Origin of the sequence: Rhizobium sp. C4, assembly GCF_021026315.1 — a bacterium.
Taxonomy (GTDB): Bacteria; Pseudomonadota; Alphaproteobacteria; order Rhizobiales; family Rhizobiaceae; genus Ensifer_A.
The window spans coordinates 74,844-92,493 of record NZ_JAJNCX010000017.1 but is presented as its reverse complement, the minus strand read 5'-3'; the positions used below and the strand labels follow the sequence as shown (position 1 = coordinate 92,493).

At 61.7% G+C, this 17,650-nt stretch carries 16 protein-coding genes; 3 read left to right on the top strand and 13 right to left on the bottom strand.

Annotated features, from left to right (window positions below):
* Positions 1–411 precede the first annotated feature (411 nt).
* Entirely contained in the window at positions 412–2,352 is a 1,941-nt protein-coding gene (locus tag LQK84_RS22550; protein WP_230831046.1) for a M23 family metallopeptidase, read from the top strand.
* Between the two features lie 74 nt (positions 2,353–2,426).
* Here LQK84_RS22550 and clpB read toward each other — a convergent pair whose 3' ends face one another.
* The 7 genes from clpB to LQK84_RS22515 form a co-directional block, all read right to left on the bottom strand.
* The gene (clpB, locus tag LQK84_RS22545) at positions 2,427–5,030 is read right to left on the bottom strand and encodes an ATP-dependent chaperone ClpB (protein WP_230831045.1); all 2,604 of its coding nucleotides are present in this window, start codon (positions 5,028–5,030) and stop codon (positions 2,427–2,429) included.
* A gap of 188 nt (positions 5,031–5,218) precedes the next feature.
* Positions 5,219–5,881, bottom strand: coding sequence for a DUF4167 domain-containing protein (locus LQK84_RS22540; protein ID WP_230831044.1), 663 nt, complete (start codon positions 5,879–5,881; stop codon positions 5,219–5,221).
* A gap of 302 nt (positions 5,882–6,183) precedes the next feature.
* Positions 6,184–7,071: a peptide chain release factor N(5)-glutamine methyltransferase gene (prmC, locus tag LQK84_RS22535; RefSeq protein WP_230831043.1), complete on the bottom strand. Its 888-nt coding sequence runs from the start codon at positions 7,069–7,071 to the stop codon at positions 6,184–6,186.
* Positions 7,058–8,146, bottom strand: coding sequence for a peptide chain release factor 1 (prfA, locus tag LQK84_RS22530; protein WP_230831042.1), 1,089 nt, complete (start codon positions 8,144–8,146; stop codon positions 7,058–7,060). The genes prmC and prfA overlap by 14 nt, the downstream gene beginning before the upstream one ends.
* A 10-nt stretch (positions 8,147–8,156) precedes the next feature.
* Entirely contained in the window at positions 8,157–10,421 is a 2,265-nt protein-coding gene (gene ptsP / locus LQK84_RS22525) for a phosphoenolpyruvate--protein phosphotransferase (RefSeq protein WP_230831041.1), read from the bottom strand.
* Between the two features lie 83 nt (positions 10,422–10,504).
* Complete coding sequence (locus tag LQK84_RS22520) at positions 10,505–11,779, bottom strand: aspartate kinase (RefSeq protein ID WP_230831040.1); 1,275 nt, start codon at positions 11,777–11,779, stop codon at positions 10,505–10,507.
* Between the two features lie 271 nt (positions 11,780–12,050).
* A complete protein-coding gene (locus LQK84_RS22515; protein ID WP_230831039.1) occupies positions 12,051–12,716 on the bottom strand; it encodes an OmpA family protein in 666 nt (221 codons plus the stop codon).
* A gap of 180 nt (positions 12,717–12,896) precedes the next feature.
* On the opposite strand from LQK84_RS22515, the gene ubiG reads away from it, so the two are divergent.
* Positions 12,897–13,646, top strand: coding sequence for a bifunctional 2-polyprenyl-6-hydroxyphenol methylase/3-demethylubiquinol 3-O-methyltransferase UbiG (ubiG, locus tag LQK84_RS22510; protein ID WP_230831038.1), 750 nt, complete (start codon positions 12,897–12,899; stop codon positions 13,644–13,646).
* Between the two features lie 13 nt (positions 13,647–13,659).
* Here the strand turns inward: ubiG and LQK84_RS22505 are convergent, their stop codons facing one another.
* The 4 genes from LQK84_RS22505 to LQK84_RS22490 are packed head-to-tail and all read right to left on the bottom strand — an operon-like array spanning position 13,660 to position 16,037.
* Positions 13,660–14,094 carry a DUF1178 family protein gene (locus LQK84_RS22505; protein ID WP_230831032.1) on the bottom strand — a complete coding sequence of 145 codons (435 nt, stop codon included), beginning with the start codon at positions 14,092–14,094 and terminating at the stop codon, positions 13,660–13,662.
* 12 nt (positions 14,095–14,106) lie between these two features.
* Positions 14,107–14,943, bottom strand: coding sequence for a carbon-nitrogen hydrolase family protein (locus LQK84_RS22500; RefSeq protein WP_230831030.1), 837 nt, complete (start codon positions 14,941–14,943; stop codon positions 14,107–14,109).
* Positions 14,944–14,955: 12 nt separating this feature from the next.
* On the bottom strand, positions 14,956–15,210 hold the full coding sequence (gene grxC / locus LQK84_RS22495) for a glutaredoxin 3 (RefSeq protein WP_230831029.1): 255 nt from the start codon (positions 15,208–15,210) through the stop codon (positions 14,956–14,958).
* Between the two features lie 50 nt (positions 15,211–15,260).
* The gene (locus tag LQK84_RS22490) at positions 15,261–16,037 is read right to left on the bottom strand and encodes a ComF family protein (RefSeq protein ID WP_230831028.1); all 777 of its coding nucleotides are present in this window, start codon (positions 16,035–16,037) and stop codon (positions 15,261–15,263) included.
* Positions 16,038–16,115: 78 nt separating this feature from the next.
* Between LQK84_RS22490 and LQK84_RS22485 the strand changes: the two genes are divergently transcribed.
* The gene (locus LQK84_RS22485; RefSeq protein ID WP_230831027.1) at positions 16,116–16,994 is read left to right on the top strand and encodes a methyltransferase domain-containing protein; all 879 of its coding nucleotides are present in this window, start codon (positions 16,116–16,118) and stop codon (positions 16,992–16,994) included.
* Positions 16,995–17,013: 19 nt separating this feature from the next.
* On the opposite strand, the gene LQK84_RS22480 is transcribed toward LQK84_RS22485, so the two are convergent.
* Both LQK84_RS22480 and LQK84_RS22475 read right to left on the bottom strand, forming a co-directional pair.
* Positions 17,014–17,199, bottom strand: coding sequence for a Flp family type IVb pilin (locus tag LQK84_RS22480; protein WP_230831026.1), 186 nt, complete (start codon positions 17,197–17,199; stop codon positions 17,014–17,016).
* Positions 17,200–17,249: 50 nt separating this feature from the next.
* Complete coding sequence (locus tag LQK84_RS22475; RefSeq protein ID WP_230831025.1) at positions 17,250–17,570, bottom strand: hypothetical protein; 321 nt, start codon at positions 17,568–17,570, stop codon at positions 17,250–17,252.
* Positions 17,571–17,650: the final 80 nt, after the last annotated feature.

Sequence of the window (17,650 nt, the reverse complement as noted above, 5' to 3'; positions counted from 1 at the left end):
CCCCAGTCACTCTCGCAACCATCAGAAGATTTTCTCAAGGACGAGTTCGTTAGTCGCTAGCAGCGCCGCCGCCCTCGTCAGTGATCGCCTTATAGACCCACGCCCCCAAAACAGTCAACAGCCCTCTTCGAAAAAACTTCAAAAATCTTGCGGAAACCCCATCAACCATCTGATTTAAAACAACTATTATTGAACAGGCACCCGGAACAACACCCAAATCCGCCAAACACCGCCTCTCACCACACACCCCTGCCCCCGGATTTTCACATTTCATTGCAATGAACGCCATGACGCAGAGTATGGAGCTTCTGTGCACTCTGCGGGCTGGGTCCTCGCATGAGGTTTGACTCCCGCGCGCACACAGGGCAGATGTTGCATAACAAGAAAATAACTGGGCCAGGCGGACACTGAATGACAGACGGCAGGGAACTGACACGGCTGCTCGGAAACGAGCCCGCGCTGCTCGCTGACGGTCGCCGCGCGCCTGACCGCCGCGAGATTTCCTTCCGCTGGCTCTCCGGCACCTTTCTGACAGGCATTACCAGCACGATCCTCATGGGCGTGGCGCTGACCGCTGCCCTCGACGGGCGCCGCCAGCTTGCCATTCCGGCGGAAGCCTACGCGCGGTCGCATGGAGATGGTGAGGATACCCCGCTTGTAGCCAAGCGTGGCGGCCGGCTGGTTGCGACAAACATTGCAGCCAAGCCTGCCGACAAGCAGATCATGGAAGTTTCGACCATGATCCAGCAGGGTGGCAAGGAAGTCGTTCGACGCCAGCCCTTCGAGCATGTGAAGATGGCGCTGGCCGCAGCACACGCCACGCAGGAGACCTATCCGGAATTCGACGCGCTGGCGATTTTCTCCTCCGGCACCAAGCCGGCGGTTCCTTCCGTCAGCACCGGCCAGATCTACGGTTCGGACGTCGAGTCCGAAGTCAGCCTGGAGACCTCGGAATTTCCGACGAAGGATGTCGCCTTCAACTACGCGCCGGCGATGACGCTTGAAGAGATCGAGGAAACCGTCCGGACCAATGGTTCGGTTCTGACCGATGGCAACAGCCAGGTGGCCTCGCTCTACTATGTCGACCCGCGACGTTTCGCGGCGAGCAACAGCGCCCTCGACATCACCTCCGGACTGACGGCCAAGGTCATCGAGTCCAACATGTCGGTCGCAGCACCCGAGGCGATCACCAGCACAACGCCCGAATATGCCGACGACATCATTCCGGTCCGCTCCGACACGGACATCGCCACCGCACTTTCATCGAATGGCTATTCGAAGAAACAGGCAGATCTTGTTTCCGGCAGCCTCTCGGACGCCTATGGCAGCGACAAGCTGCGTGACGGCAACATCCTGCGCATGGGGATCATGCAGACGGGCGAAGACCTGAAGATCGTCCGCGCCAGTATCTATCAGCGCGACCAGCACCAGGTCACCGTGGCGCTCGATGACAAGGGCAACTTCGTTCAGGGCACAGCGCCGCCGGTCATCAAGGCCATGGCCTCGGCACTCGACGACAATCTGCTCGCCCCGCAGGCGGGCTCCGACCTGCCGAGCGTCTATGACGGGATCTACCGAGCCGCCCTCTCCTACGGAATGGGTCTCGATCTGACCAACCAGATCGTCAAGCTTCTGGCCAACTCCGTCGACTTCCAGGCGCAGCTGCACCCGACCGACAAGCTCGAAGCCTTCTTCTCGGTCGCCGACCAGTCCGGCAAGGTCACCAAGAATTCGGAGCTCCTGTTCCTCTACGCCAAGTTCGGCGATACGGAAACGCGGCTTTACCGCTACCAGGACCCGATCGACGACACCGTCGATTATTACGGTCCGGATGGAAAGAGCATCCACCAGTTCCTGCTGCGCAACCCGGTTCCGGGCGGCATTTTCAAGTCCGGCTTCGGCATGCGGCGCCATCCGATCCTCGGCTATATGCGCATGCATACAGGCGTCGACTGGGCAGCCCCGCGCGGCACGCCCATCATCGCCACCGGCAACGGCACGGTCGAGAAGGCCGGCTGGGACCGCGGCGGCTATGGCAACCAGACGATCATCCGCCACGCCAATGGCTATGAGACCTCCTACAACCACCAGAGCGCGATCGCGAAGGACGTGGTTGAGGGGGCGAAGATCCATCAGGGCCAGGTGATCGGCTGGATTGGAACGACCGGCCAGTCGACCGGACCGCACCTGCACTACGAGATGATCGTCAACGGCAACAAGGTGGACCCGCTGAAGATCCGCCTGCCCGACGGCAAGTCGCTTTCGGGCGATGCCCTTGCCAAGTTCGGCGCCGAGCGCAAGCGCATTGATGCGCTGCTCGGCCACGAAGACTGGAACGTCGCGAGCAACTGATCCGTGACCACAACCGAAAATGCCCCCGGCTTTCGCCGAGGGCATCCCTGTCTTATGGCAAGCAGCCTTTGAGACTACGCTGCCTGGCTGATCGTCTCGCCCGAAATGAAGATCAGGCGATCGGAGGCGGCACTCACCGTCACCGCAGACCCGTCCGGGATATCGCCCGAGAGGATCTTTTCGGCCAGCGGATCCTGAAGGAACTTCTGGATCGCGCGCTTGAGCGGCCTTGCGCCATAGACCGGGTCGTAACCCTTGTCGCCGAGCCATTCGCGGGCGGTTTCGTCCAGCGTGATCGTGATCTTGCGATCGGCGAGCAGCTTGACGAGACGCTCCATCTGGATATCGACGATCGTGCCCATTTCCTTCCGGCGCAGCCGGTGGAACAGGATGATCTCGTCGATACGGTTCAGGAACTCGGGACGGAAGTTCATCCGCACGACACCCATGACCTGTTCGCGGACGCTATCCGTATCCTCGTTTTCGCCGAGCCCGGTCAGGAACTCGGAGCCGAGGTTCGAGGTCATGATGATGATCGTGTTCTTGAAGTCCACGGTCCGGCCCTGCCCGTCGGTCAGGCGACCATCGTCCAGAACCTGCAGCAGAACGTTGAACACATCCGGATGCGCCTTTTCGATCTCATCGAACAGCACGACCTGATAGGGCCGGCGCCGAACGGCTTCGGTCAGAGCGCCGCCTTCATCATAGCCGACATAGCCGGGCGGTGCACCGATGAGCCGCGAGACAGAGTGCTTCTCCATGTATTCCGACATGTCGATGCGCACGATCGCCGACTCCTCGTCGAAGAGGAAGCGGGCCAGTGCCTTGGTCAACTCGGTCTTGCCGACGCCGGTTGGGCCTAAGAACATGAACGAGCCGATCGGCCGGTTCGGATCCTGAAGACCGGCGCGCGCACGGCGAACCGCCCGCGAAACGGCCTGCACCGCATCGCCCTGGCCGACGACCCATTTGGCGAGTTCGTCTTCCATGCGCAGCAGCTTGTCGCGCTCGCCTTCCAGCATCTTGTCGACCGGAATGCCGGTCCAGCGGGAGACGACCTGCGCGACATTGTCGGGGGTCACGACCTCCTGGACCATGGCTTCCGCACCGGAACCATCATGCTCTTCGGCGATCTTCAGCTCTTTTTCGAGACCCGGGATCACGCCATAGGCAAGCTCGCCGGCCTTCTGGAACTCGCCGCTGCGCTGGGCAATCGCCAGATCGTTGCGGGCCTCGTCAAGCTTGCGCTTGAGTTCGGCGGCATGGCCGAGCTTCTGCTTTTCCGCCTGCCAGCGGGCCGTCAGCGCATTGGCGCGCTCTTCCAGATCCGACAGGTCAAGCTCCAGCTTTTCCAGACGGTCCTTCGACGCGTTGTCGGTTTCCTTCTTCAGCGCCTCGCGCTCGATCTTCAACTGCATGATGCGGCGATCGAGTTCGTCCAGCTCCTCAGGCTTGGAATCCACCTGCATGCGCAGCCGCGAAGCGGCTTCGTCCATCAGGTCGATCGCCTTGTCGGGCAGGAAGCGGTCGGTGATGTAGCGGTTCGACAGCACGGCGGCAGCGACCAGCGAAGAGTCCGAAATGCGGACCTTGTGGTGCTGTTCGTATTTCTCCTTGAGACCGCGCAGGATCGAGATCGTGTCTTCGACAGTCGGTTCGTTCACCATCACGGGCTGGAACCGGCGGGCAAGTGCCGCATCCTTTTCGACATGCTTGCGATACTCATCGAGCGTGGTCGCACCAACGCAATGCAGCTCGCCGCGGGCAAGCGCAGGCTTCAGCAGGTTGGATGCATCCATAGCGCCATCCGCCTTGCCGGCACCGACCAGCGTGTGCATTTCGTCGATGAACAGGATGATATCGCCGCTTTCCGACTGCACTTCCGAAAGCACCGCCTTCAGACGTTCCTCGAATTCACCGCGATATTTCGCGCCTGCGATCAGCGCGCCCATGTCGAGCGCCATCAGCTTCTTGTCGCGCAGCGATTCCGGCACGTCGCCATTGATGATGCGCAGCGCCAGACCTTCGGCGATCGCCGTCTTGCCGACGCCGGGCTCACCGATCAGAACCGGATTGTTCTTGGTGCGGCGCGACAGGACCTGGATCGCACGACGGATTTCATCGTCGCGGCCGATCACCGGATCGAGCTTGCCGTCACGGGCATCCGCCGTCAGGTCGCGGGCATATTTCTTCAGCGCATCAAAGCCCTGTTCGGCATTGGCGCTATCGGCCGTGCGGCCCTTGCGGACATCGTTGATCGCCTGGTTCAACGCCTGCGGCGTCACGCCGGCCTTCTTCAAGGTGGCGGACGTGGAAGCAGACGATTCGATGCTCAGCGCCTGCAACAGACGCTCGACGGTAACGAAACTGTCGCCCGACTTCTTCGCGGCTTCTTCAGCCGTCGCAAAGACCTTGGCCAGCGGCTGCGACAGGTAGACCTGACCGTTACCGCCCGAAACCTGGGGCAATTTTGCAAGTGCTGCATCATTGGCAATGCGCGCCTGGCGCGGATCGCCGCCCGCCTTTTGAATGAGTGCCGAAGCCATGCCCTGGTCATCGTCCAGAAGCACTTTCAGCACATGTTCGGCGGTGAATTGCTGGTGTCCGGCGGCAAGTGCGCCGGTTTGAGCCGATTGCAGGAAACCGCGCACGCGCTCGGAATATTTCTCGATATTCATGTCTGTCCTCCGTTCCTCGTTCCGCCCTCGCTTCAGGCACGGATCGACGGGTTTGAGATAGGCTCCCTCAGAGGCGAGCCTTCGATGAGAAATATGGGCGCGGCGCACCGAATTTAAAGAGGTTTAAATACAAAAATCCCCGGAACTTGTGTCCCGGGGATCCTGAAATCAGTACGATTTGATCTTCGTCATTCGCCGGCTTCGGCAAGCGCCGGCTGCTCGGCCGGAGCGTCCTCGGACGCGCCACCTTCGGCGGCGGCGTTCTGACGGCGACGCTGCGGACGACGAGGACGACGCTGACGCGGCTCCTGCTCATCCGAGGCTTCTGCCGGCGTTTCGCTGTTCAGAACGACTTCGGCAGGAATGCCTTCGATTTCCGGCTGCGGACCGCTGCCATCATAGGGCTGCTCGGTCTGCGGCTGGGACTGCTGATGCGAACGCTGCTGCACCTGCTGCGGCTGAGACTGATGCACCGGCGCGTTGTCCGAACCGTTGTCATCCTCGTCGCGATCGCCAAACTCATTGCGATCGTCGCGCTGGAAGCGTTCCTGCATCTGCGCCTGGGCGCTGGCGATGATGCGGTTATAGTGCTCGGCGTGCTGGAGATAGTTTTCCGCCATCACGCGGTCGCCGGAGCTCTGGGCATCACGGGCAAGCTGGGCGTATTTCTCAGCAATGTGCTGCGCGGTTCCGCGAATCTTGACGTCCGGTCCGGAGCTGTCATAGGTCCGCGTCAGAGGGTTTGAACCCTTGCGCATGTTTCCATTGTTGTTGTTATTGTTATTATTATTGTTGTTATTGCTGTTGTTGTTACGCCCGCGACCGCGTTTGTTCTGCTGTCCTGGCCTCATCGATGGCTCACCTGAACTTCTTTCTAAATGACCACAATATGGCTCCGGCCTGTTCTGTCTATCAGACAGGGCTTGCGAGCCGCAGCGTCCGCGCGTGACCGCACCTTCTTGCCGCTTGTGACGTTATTGAACAGATTTCCGCACAGGGACTGTCGGTACCCCAGAAACTCTTGTTGAGAGAGCAACCATCTTGGCGAAAGCTGTCCCGGGATTAAATTTCGCCGGCGCTTCAGGCCTAGTGCGCACAGGCAAACTAGCCCGCTTCCCCCTCAAATCCAAGCGTTTTTTTCGCGGTCGCGAGATTATTCGCCAGAATAACCGGGCTTGAGCGCAAAAATGAGCGCCCGGTCGCGTCCGCCATAATCGCGCATTGCGTGCTGGGCGACAAAACCGGTCGCCTCGAAGATGGAGCGTACGGCGGCCAATTGGTCCCAGCCGAACTCGACACCGACGAATCCGTCCTCGCAAAGATGCTGCGCTGCCTGATTCGCGATGATTCGATAGGGATCGAGCCCATCCGAGCCGCCATCCAGCGCCGCAAGCGGGTCATGATCCCGAACCTCGCGATCCAGGCAGGCAATATCGGCGGACGGAATATAGGGCGGGTTGGAGACGATGACGTCAAAACGCCCTCGCACCTGCGAAAACCAGTCGCTTTCAAGCGCCACAAATCGCCCGCCCAGACCATTCGCCTCGGCATTGGCCTTCGCGGTCGCGAGCGCATCCGCCGAAATATCCGTGCCAAACCCGCTCGCATCCGGGCATTCATGGAGAAGAGCCAGGCAGATGGCGCCCGTTCCGGTGCCAAGGTCGAGGATATGCGGCTTGCGCCCCTCGCCCACAAACTGCCGAAGAATGGGCAGCACCGCGTCGACCAGAACTTCCGTATCCGGCCGCGGCTCAAGCGTTCCACTGGAAAGGCCAAGCCTCAACCCGTAGAACTCCCGCCAGCCAAGGATGCGATAGACCGGCTCGCCGGCGACGCGGCGGGCGGCGGCAGCGCGAATGCGCTCAACATCTTCAGAAGAGATAGGCGAGCGTCCGCGGGAGATCAGCCCCGCCGGCTCAAGATCAAGCAACCCGCTGACAAGTAACCGCGCCTCCAGCGCCGGATCGTCCAGATCCGCCGCGCGAAACAGGCCGCGCACCTCAGCCATGACATCATCGAGAAGCGGATCAGGCCCCGTCATGGTCATTGCCAAGCTGCGCCAGCTGGCCGGCCTGATAATCGGCGACCAGCGCATCGATCACCTCGTCCAGCTCGCCCTCGATCACCCGATCAAGCTTGTAGAGCGTCAGGTTGATGCGATGGTCGGTCAGGCGGCCTTGCGGGAAATTATAGGTGCGGATGCGCTCGGACCGGTCGCCCGAACCGACCTGGCTCTTGCGCGAGGCCGAGCGCTCGTTATCCGCCCGCTGCCGCTCTATGTCGTAAAGGCGTGCGCGCAGAACCTGCATGGCCTTCGCCCGGTTCTGGTGCTGCGACTTTTCCGAACTGGTGACGATGATGCCGGTGGGCAAATGTGTAATGCGCACGGCCGAGTCGGTCGTGTTGACGTGCTGTCCGCCGGCACCCGACGCGCGCATCGTGTCGATGCGAATGTCTTCCGGCCGGATTTCGACATCGATATCTTCGGCCTCGGGCAGAACAGCAACCGTCGCGGCCGACGTATGAATGCGCCCGCTCGCTTCCGTTTCCGGCACGCGCTGCACGCGATGCACGCCGGATTCGAATTTCAGCTTGGCGAACACGCCCCGCCCGCTGACCGTCGCGATGATTTCCTTGTAGCCGCCTGCCTCGCCTTCGCTTTCGGAGAGGATTTCGACTTTCCAGTTATGGGCCGAGGCATAGCGCTCATACATGCGGAACAGATCGCCAGCGAAAAGGGCTGCCTCGTTGCCGCCCGTTCCCGCGCGGATTTCGAGGATCGCGCTCTTCTCGTCCGCCGCATCCTTCGGCAGAAGCAGGATCTGCATCTCGCTTTCGAGGGTTTCGATGCGCGCCTTCAGGTCCGGCAGTTCCATTTCGGCGAGATCACGCATCTCGCGATCCGTCGCCTTGTCGTCAAGCAGCGCTTCGAGATCGGCAATCTCGCTTTCCGTCTTCTGGAATTCGCGGATGGTCTTCACGACCGGCTCGAGTTCCGAATATTCGGCCGCAAGCTTGATATAGACGTCAGCCGCCGGCCCGGCCGACATCCGGGCCTCGACCTCGCTGAACCGGCGCTCCAGTTCACGCATTTTCTCGATAGGCAGTTTGGCCAAGTCTGATGTCCTAGAGTGGCAGGTTGTTCGCTTCGGCGAACTTTTCCAGGATATGGCGCATGGGCTCGCGCGGATAGCCTTCGTCCAGCGCCGCGTTCATCACGTCGCCAAGCTGCTTGACGTCAAGCCCGAGCAGCATCGCCTTGACCGGACCGATCGAGGCCGGCGACATGGAAATCGAGCGGAAGCCGATCCCCATCAGCGCCATGGCCGAGAGCGGCTTGCCCGCCATTTCGCCGCAGAGCGTCAGGGACGTGTTGTTGCGCTCGGCCGCCCGCACGATGTCCCTGAGGATGCGCAGGAACGGCCGGCCCAGATTGTCGAACCGGTCGGCGACGCGCGCATTGCCACGATCGACCGCCATGGAAAACTGGAACAGGTCGTTCGAGCCAACCGAAACGAAATCGACCTCGGCCATCAGCTCGTCGAGCTGCCACATCAGCGCCGGTACTTCAAGCATGGCGCCGAACTGCAGTTTCTTCGGCAGTTCATAACCGAAGCGCGACAGATGCTGGAATTCCTTCTGCATCAGCTCGCGCACCGCCCGAAGCTCGGCAACTTCCGTCACCATCGGGATCATCATGCGCAGTTCCTGGCCGCTGGCTGCACGAAGCAGTGCGCGCAGCTGCGTGCGGATCAGGCCAGGCCGATCGAGCGACAGGCGGATGGCCCGCCAGCCCAGCGCCGGGTTCTCCTCATCCGCTCCACGGAAATAGGGAACGACCTTGTCGCCGCCAATATCGAGCGTCCGGAATGTGACGGGGCGGCCTGCCGCCTGCCGCAGGACACTGCGATAGAACGCCTCCTGCTCCTCGAGCTTCGGCATGTTGGACGCGATCATGAACTGCAGCTCGGTGCGAAACAGCCCGACGCCGATCGCGCCGGATTCGTTGAGCTGCGGCAGATCGACCAAAAGTCCGGCATTCATCAGCAGATTGATGCGCTGCCCATCCTTGGTGATCGGTTCGACGGAGCGGAGCGCGCGGAACTGTTCCTGCCGGCGGGCACGGAAGCGCACCTTCTCCTCATAGGAAACGCGCAGTTCAGACGGCGGGCGCAGATGCACGCTGCCGCCATCGCCGTCGATGATGATCGGATCGCCATTTTCGGCCAGCGCCACAAGCCCGGACGCCTGACCGACAATCGGCACGCCCATGGCGCGCGCAACGATCACCACATGGCTGGTGACGGCGCCTTCTTCCAGCACGAGGCCGCGAATATGTTCGCGCGGATAGTCGAGCAGCTCGGCCGCGCCCATGGCACGCGCCACGATAATTGCATCCGTCGGCAAACCGCCGCCGCCCTTCGGGCCATAGCCCGTCAGCTGGCGCAGCAACCGGTTGGCGAGATCGTCGAAGTCATGCATGCGTTCGCGGAGATATGGGTCCGTCAGACGGATCATCCGCGCCTTCGTGTCGCTCTGCACCTTCTCGACCGCCGCTTCCGCCGTCAGGCCGTTTCGGATTGCCTCTTCGAGCTTCCGCACCCAGCCGCGGTCATGGGCAAACATGCGGTAGGTTTCCAGAACTTCGCGATGCTCGCCTTCCATCGACACGTCGCGCCGCGACAGAAGATCATCGATGGAAATGCGCAGCGAATCGAGCGCCTCGTTGAGGCGCTTCAATTCATATTCGGTGTCTTCGTTGAGAAGATTGGTGACGACGATGCGCGGCTCGTGCAGCACGACATGGCCAAGGCCAATGCCTTCGCCATAGCTGTCGCCCTCGATCGAGACCGGACGCGAAAGGTCCAGTTCGAGCCCCGGCCGGGTAATCTTCTTGAGTTCGCCGGTGGCGATCATCTCGGCGATCACCATCGCCGTGGTTTCCATCGCCTCGACTTCTTCCTCGCGATAGGTGCGCTGCGCCCGGTTCTGCACGACGAGAACGCCGAGCGCGCGGCCGACGCGCAGGATCGGCACGCCAAGGAAGGAATGGAAGATTTCTTCGCCGGTTTCCGGCAGGTAGCGGAAGGCGGGATGCGATTGCGCGTCCGACAGGTTCAGCGACTGCGCGGAGGCTGCAATCGTACCGACAAGACCTTGGCCCATTTTCAGCTGGGCCAGGTGAACGGCGTCCTTTTTCAGACCTTCGGTGGCATAGAGTTCGAGCACGCCGTCCGATCGGAGCACATAGACGGAACACACTTCCGCGACCATGTTCTGGGCGATCTGCTGGACGATCTTGTCAAGGCGTTCCTGCGGTTCAAGCGCTTCCGCCATCAACTCGCGGAGACGCTTGAGAAGAACGCGCGGACCCTGAGAAAGGCCTTTCATCGCGCATGTGCTCCCGGTTCGTGAATCATTCCGGGCGAACCGATTGCAGGATCACTGCAACCGGCGCATCGCGGAATCGTTTCTCAACTCTTATCGAGACCGTAGCAGGAATGCAAAGTCCGAACAGCAAGTTCGGCATAGGGACCGTCGATCAGGATGGAAATCTTGATTTCCGAGGTCGTGATCGCCTTGATGTTGATGCCCTTCTCGGCGAGAGCCCGGAAGGCCGTTGCGGCAACGCCGGCATGGCTGCGCATGCCGATGCCGATGACGGAAACCTTCACCAGGCCCGTCTCGCTCTGCACGACGTCAAAGCCGATCTTGTCCTTGTTCTGCGCCAGAACGGCGAGCGCCTTTTCGGCATCGCCCGAAGGAACGGTGAACGTCATGTCCGTGCGGGTTCCGTCTTCGGAAATGTTCTGCACGATCATGTCGACATTGATATGGGATTCGGCCAGCGGGCCGAAGATGGCAGCCGAGACGCCCGGACGGTCGGCAAGACGACGCAGCGAGATCTGCGCTTCATCCTTGGCGTAGGCGATGCCGGTGACTACTTCCTGTTCCACGATTTCATCCTCGTCACAAATCAGCGTGCCCGGCGGGTTCAGAAGGTCGCCCATTCCCGGTGCATCAGGGTCTACGAATGAGGAGCGCACGAAGGTGCGCACCTTGTGTACCATGGCCAGCTCGACCGAGCGGACCTGCAGAACCTTGGCGCCGAGAGACGCCATTTCGAGCATTTCCTCGAAGGCGATCTTCTTCATGCGGCGCGCCTTCGGCTCGATGCGCGGGTCGGTCGTGTAGACGCCATCGACGTCGGTATAGATGTCGCAGCGGTCTGCCTTGACGGCAGCGGCAATCGCCACAGCCGACGTGTCCGAGCCGCCGCGGCCGAGCGTCGCGATACGGTTGTCCGGGCCGATGCCCTGGAAACCGGCGATAACGGCAACCTGGCCCATCTCGAAGCGGCGGATCAGCTCCTCACCGTCGATGTCCTGGATGCGGGCAGCGCCATGCGCATTGTCGGTCTTGATCGGGATCTGCCAGCCCTGCCAGGAGCGGGCATCGATATCCATCGACTGCAGGGCAATCGCCAGAAGGCCCGCCGTCACCTGTTCGCCGGAAGCGACGACCGCGTCATATTCGCGCGCGTCATAGAAAGGCGACTTCGCGCCCGTCACCTTCGGCATGTTCTGCACCCAGGCGACAAGCTCGTTCGTCTTGCCGGACATGGCCGAAACGACGACGGCGACCTGATGGCCGGCATCGACTTCCCGTTTCACATGGCGCGCGACGTTGTGGATCCGGTCGAGGTCTGCGACGGACGTGCCGCCGAATTTCATCACGATGCGTGCCATTTCAAATGTCCGGTCATGGCCCGCGCGGAGTGCGCGAGAACTCAGTCAAACAGTCGAAGGCTCGATCCTCCGAAAAGAACCGAGCCCAAAGTTGGCGGTCTCATAGCGAAAAAGCGACCCGACTGCAACAGCCGGAGGGGCCGATCCGGTACGCACCCTGAGCAGTGGCCGGAAATGCCGAAACCTCATCCCTATCCATAATCGGATCAGGCAAGGCGAAGGCGCGTTTCTGGCGGTTCTGCTTTCGCCGGAAACGCGCCGGATCTGCCGGTCAATTCTGACGCAGCGGCGAGATCTGGATTTCGACGCGACGGTTCTGCGCGCGTCCGGCTTCCGTCGCGTTGGAGGCGATCGGCTGGGTTTCGGCAAAACCGACGGCCGACATGCGGCGCGGATCCACACCCTGGCTTGCCATGTAATTGGCAACCGAAATCGCACGGCGCTGCGACAGATCCTGGTTATGCTGGTGGCTGCCGGTCGAGTCCGTATGGCCGTTGACGTCGATCAGCGTCTTGTCGAACTTCTTGAGCACGATCGCGACCGAATTGAGCGTCGGGTAGAATTCCGCCTTCACAGCATCCTGGTCCGTCGGGAAGGTGATGTTGGACGGCATGTTCAGGACGATCGAGTCGCCGTTGCGCGTAACCGAAACGCCGGTCCCCTGCAGCTGGCGACGGAGTTCCGTTTCCTGAGTGTCCATGTAATTGCCGATCAGACCGCCGCCGAGTGCACCGACGCCAGCGCCGATGAGGGCGGCGTTGCGACGCGAATTGGCATCCTGTCCGACCAGCAGACCGGTCACCGCGCCAAGGCCCGCGCCGATCATTGCGCCGCCCGCCGTGTTCGACATCTTCTGCTCGCCCGTATAGGGGTCGGTCGTCGTGCAGGCCGACAGGAAGGTTGCGGCAAGGAGGCTGAGGGCGATTTTCTTGAACATGCGGAGGGTCCGTCCTGGAGAGGAATCAATAACCATGATTCTTGATGTTTGTCCGGCGGAAGTCAAACCCCTCGATTCCGGCGATTTCGCGGCCTCGCTGCGGCGATCCGCAGCAAAATCCGGCCTTGACTTTCAGCCGTAGCAGTCCGACTTGAGAAGCGACCACGAAGGATATGCATCATGAGCGAAGCTGCAAGAACCACGATCGATCAGGCCGAAGTTGACCGCTTCACCGCCATGGCGGCGGAATGGTGGGACCCGACCGGCAAGTTCAAGCCGCTGCACAAGTTCAACCCCGTGCGTATCCGCTATATCCGCGACAAGGTGACGAGCCATTTCGGCCGCGAAGCCAACATCCATCGCCCGCTGGAAGGGCTGCGCGTGCTTGATATCGGCTGTGGCGGCGGTCTCTTGTCCGAGCCGATGGCCCGCATGGGCGCGACCGTGATCGGCGCCGACGCCTCCGAGCGCAATATCGGCATCGCGACGACCCATGCCGCGCAGTCTGGCGTCAATGTCGACTACCGCGCCGTGACCGCCGAGCAGCTGGCGGCCGATGGCGAGAAGTTCGACATCATCCTCAACATGGAAGTGGTCGAGCACGTATCCGACGTAGATTTCTTCATCACCACCTGCGCTTCAATGGTGAAGCCAGGCGGCATGATGTTCATCGCCACGATCAACCGGACGATGAAAGCCATGGCGCTTGCCATTGTCGGTGCGGAATATGTGCTGCGCTGGCTACCCAAGGGCACGCATCAATATGACAAGCTGGTGCGACCGGAAGAACTCGAAAAGCCGATCGTTGCATCCGGCATGCAGATCGACGAACGCACCGGCGTCTTCTTCAATCCGCTGATGAACCAGTGGAACCTGTCGCGCGACATGGATGTCAACTACATGATGCTGGCAACGCGCCCGGCTCAGTGACCCAAGGACGGGCTCAGTTCGTGTCTTCCGGCAGGACCGGCAACGGCGCGATCTCGATGCCTTCTTCCAGAAGCGCGCCGATCTCTTCCTGCTTCGCCTCACCGATAATGCCGCGGGCCGGCGCTTCGCCGTAGTGGATCTTCCGCGCCTCCTCCGGAAACCGCGCGCCGACATCCTCGGAATTGGCGCGAATGTGGGTGACGATCTCGCGCAGCTTCGCCAGCATTTCGGGGTTGGCGCCCGCAGCGGCCATCGCCATCGGAACGTCGTTTTCACCGGCCTGCGCGGTGGTGACAGCAGGCGCCATCAGCGCCTTGCTCACCGAGGCCGAACCGCAGACCGGGCACGTCACCAGCCCACGTGCCTGCTGAGCATCAAAATCGCTGCCGGAAGAAAACCATCCCTCGAAGGCATGTTCGGCTTCACACTTGAGCGAATACTTGATCACTGGCGAAAGCCCTCAAGCACCGACTGTTTCGACGGCGAATTCGCGCGCATTCTTCAGGTTCGGAATTTTGCCCCGTGCGGCGGCCACGTCAGCGGTGTCGATCTCCGCCACCAGCACAGCCTCGCCCGAACCGCCGGCACGCGCCAGGATCTGGCCCCAGGGGTTCACGATCATCGAATTGCCATAGGTCTCGCGGCCGTCTTCATGCACGCCGCCCTGTGCCGCGGCGACCAGGAAGGCGCCGTTTTCGATGGCGCGCGCGCGCAGCAGGATTTCCCAATGCGCCTCGCCGGTCTGCTTGGTGAAGGCTGCCGGAACCGTCAGGATTTCAGCGCCAGCCAGCGCCTCGGCGCGGAACAGCTGCGGGAAGCGCACGTCATAGCAGACGGCAAAGCCGAGCTTACCGAAGGGGAGCGCTGCGACGCGGGCGGCGGCGCCCGGATTATACGTCCGGCTCTCGCGCCAGCTCTCGCCATTGTCGAGATCGACATCGAACATATGGATCTTGTCATAGGAGGTAATCAGCGAACCGTCCGGGCCAAATAGAAAGCCACGATTGGCGACCTTCTCGTTCCCCAGCGCAATGGCCGTCGAGCCCACATGCATGAAGATCGAATGCTGCGCCGCAAGTTCCGACGCCGCGCGATAGACCAGATCCTGCGCCTCGGGCTTCAGCGAAGCCATCAGCGCAGCACGGTCCCGCTGCAGCGCGCCGGTCATTTCCGGCGTCTGAACATAGGTCGCGCCCTGCGCCGCGGCCTCGGCCACGAGGGCGCGCATGCGCTCGACATTCCTTTCGATCGAAACGCCAGAGCACATCTGGACGGCGGCAACCTTGACCTTGGTCATCACGAAATCTCCTCAACCGGCAAGAAGGGAATCGAGCTTGCCGGCGCCATCCAGCGCATGCAGGTCATCGCAACCGCCAACATGCTGTTCACCGATGAAAATCTGCGGGAAGGTCGAGCGACCCGAGCGATCCATCATTTCCTGGCGCAGCTTCGGGTCGAAGCTGGCATCATGTTCAGTATAGCTCACACCCTTGCGGTCGAGCAGCGCCTTGGCCGCGGAGCAATAGCCGCACATCTGGCGCGTATAGATCGTGACAGGAACCATCAACATCTCTCCTTCAGCGGCCTCTCGACGGGCGCGCCTTGTTCAAGACGCTATATAGGCTCCGGAAGCGCCATTGAAAAGACGAGTACGGTGATGTCGATGGCGCCTGCCTTGCGTAGCGCCCGCGATGCCGCGGAGACCGTGGCGCCGGTCGTATAGACGTCGTCGATCAGCAGGACGCGCCGCCCGGCAAAGATCATCTTGCCGGCATCGGTCACCGCAAATGCCCCGCGCACGTTATCCTCGCGCGCCCGCTCGCCCAGCCCCACCTGATGGGCGGTGCGGCGAACGCGCTTCAGGTCGACGGGATTGAACGGCTTGCCCGATTGCAACGCCAGATGACGCGCGAGCTCAGCCGACTGGTTGAACCGCCGCATGAAAAGCCGCGTCCGATGCAACGGCACCGGGACGATGACCTCAGCGTCCGAGAGAAGATCGCCCGCCGCCCGCGCCATCCAGCGTGCCATGAGAGGCGCCAGATCCAGCCGGTCATTATATTTCAGCCGATGCACCAGCGTCTGGCACATTCCATCATGGGCCGCGACCGCACGCAGGCGATCGAAAACCGGCGGATGGGCAATTGCTTCCGCCGAGAGGAAGCCGGCGCCGAGATCATGCGTGAAGGGCGTGCCCATCACCTCGCAATAGGGCCGTTCGATGAAGCGGATCGTCTGCCAGCACGCTCCGCAGACCGCGCCATCGCGGGCGGCAAAGCGGCCGCAGCCCGCGCAAACCGGCGGATAGACGAAATTGATCAGACCTGCCGCCAGCCGGGCCGGAAGCCGGTGGAACAAACCCGAAGCCGCTGGACTTTCTTCTTCACCCATCGACCGATCACCTGTAGACAGACACCGATCTGCCTTCCCCGGGCAGCCGTTTCAATTTTGAGCAGCGCAGGGCGCGAGATGCAACTGGTTTTTGATTCCCAACTGATCGAGCGAAACCGCGCACGCGCGGCGAGCATCGCCGACCGGAGCGCCGGCTTCCTTCTCAACATGGCGGCCGAAGAGCTTGCAGACCGGCTCTCGGCCGTGGAGCGCCATTTTACCGAAGGCGTGGAATTGCACGGCATGACCGGCGTCACCGCGAGCGAGATGATGGCGACCGGCAAAGTGGGCCAGATGACGCGGCTGGAAACCACCGATGGCTTTGGCAGCGGGGCCGGCGCATTCAAGCAGACACCACTCGAGCAGCTGTCGCTTGCGCCGGAAAGCGTCAATCTGGTCGTCTCGCCGCTTTCCGCACATCTAACGAACGACACGCCCGGCCTGTTCATCCAGGCGCGCCGCGCGTTGAAGCCGGATGGCCTTTTCCTGGCCGCCATTCCCGGCGCCGGGACACTTGCCGAGTTGCGCGAGGCGCTCCTGAGCGCCGAGGAGGAACTAACCGGCGGCGTGAGCCCCCGCGTCATACCCTTTGCCGATGTGCGTGATATCGGCGCGCTTCTGCAGCGGGCGGGCTTCGCCCTGCCCGTCGCCGATGTCGAAACCTATACGGTCAGGTATGACTCGATATTCCCACTGATGCGGGATCTTCGCCACATGGGCATGGCAAACCCGCTCGCGGGCCGGTCGAGAACACCACCAGGCCGGAAGCTCTTCGTCAGGGCGGGGGAAATCTATGCCGAGCGGTTCTCAGATCCGGATGGCCGCATCCGTGCGACCTTCTCGATCATCTACTTGTCCGGCTGGGCTCCACATGAAAGCCAGCAGAAACCACTCCGTCCGGGCTCGGCCAAAGTCAGCCTTGCAAGTGTGCTGAACGATAAATCGGGCGCGCAGTAAAAGAACACGCCTCGTGAACTCACGGATTGGCGAGCGTCCCGTTGCCGAGCGCCTGCGTGGCAATGTTGTTGTAGGTCGTGCCGATCGCCGAACCGACCTGGGTAACACCGGCCACGATGGCGATGGAAAGAAGCACGCCAATCAGGCCGTACTCGATCGCGGTTGCTCCGTCTTGATCTTTCAACAGTCGACGCAAGATCAACATCCGCGAGTTCCTTTCAATTCGGCACCGGGGCGCCGCTCTCTCAAAATATTTCAGCAACCGCTCGTCGAGCCATCGCTGTTGATAATGCAAACGGCACCTGGCGTGTCCTGAAGAACACTGCGTCTGACAATGTAGCGCTTCGGCCCGCTATTCGTCGAAATAGAGCCCGTCACGATGTCATCATACGCGCCGGGCGCAACCGTCCCGGCGAGGTGTGCGCTTTTGCGATCGACAAAAGGCGCGAGAATAAGCGTCAGTGCCACTGCAGCGACGCCAAAAATCACCGCCATGTTCAGCGCGCCCGACTTCGGCGCGTCGAGCGGTGCTTCGGCGACTTCCGTCAGTCCGTCATACTGTTCTTTGTCCGCCATATCGACTGCCTAACCTGTACACGCCGTCTCCACCGCCGAAAAATGTCAGAATCTGATAAAGGAAAGGTAAATTTCGGCTG

Coding starts and splice junctions, on each gene's coding strand:
- LQK84_RS22550 (WP_230831046.1), top strand. CDS start 412: ATGACAGACGGCAGGGAACTGACACGGCTGCTCGGAAACGAGCCCGCG.
- clpB (WP_230831045.1), bottom strand. CDS start 5,030: ATGAATATCGAGAAATATTCCGAGCGCGTGCGCGGTTTCCTGCAATCG.
- LQK84_RS22540 (WP_230831044.1), bottom strand. CDS start 5,881: ATGAGGCCAGGACAGCAGAACAAACGCGGTCGCGGGCGTAACAACAAC.
- prmC (WP_230831043.1), bottom strand. CDS start 7,071: ATGACGGGGCCTGATCCGCTTCTCGATGATGTCATGGCTGAGGTGCGC.
- ptsP (WP_230831041.1), bottom strand. CDS start 10,421: ATGAAAGGCCTTTCTCAGGGTCCGCGCGTTCTTCTCAAGCGTCTCCGC.
- LQK84_RS22520 (WP_230831040.1), bottom strand. CDS start 11,779: ATGGCACGCATCGTGATGAAATTCGGCGGCACGTCCGTCGCAGACCTC.
- LQK84_RS22515 (WP_230831039.1), bottom strand. CDS start 12,716: ATGTTCAAGAAAATCGCCCTCAGCCTCCTTGCCGCAACCTTCCTGTCG.
- ubiG (WP_230831038.1), top strand. CDS start 12,897: ATGAGCGAAGCTGCAAGAACCACGATCGATCAGGCCGAAGTTGACCGC.
- LQK84_RS22500 (WP_230831030.1), bottom strand. CDS start 14,943: ATGACCAAGGTCAAGGTTGCCGCCGTCCAGATGTGCTCTGGCGTTTCG.
- grxC (WP_230831029.1), bottom strand. CDS start 15,210: ATGGTTCCTGTCACGATCTATACGCGCCAGATGTGCGGCTATTGCTCC.
- LQK84_RS22490 (WP_230831028.1), bottom strand. CDS start 16,037: ATGGGTGAAGAAGAAAGTCCAGCGGCTTCGGGTTTGTTCCACCGGCTT.
- LQK84_RS22485 (WP_230831027.1), top strand. CDS start 16,116: ATGCAACTGGTTTTTGATTCCCAACTGATCGAGCGAAACCGCGCACGC.
- LQK84_RS22480 (WP_230831026.1), bottom strand. CDS start 17,199: ATGTTGATCTTGCGTCGACTGTTGAAAGATCAAGACGGAGCAACCGCG.
- LQK84_RS22475 (WP_230831025.1), bottom strand. CDS start 17,570: ATGGCGGACAAAGAACAGTATGACGGACTGACGGAAGTCGCCGAAGCA.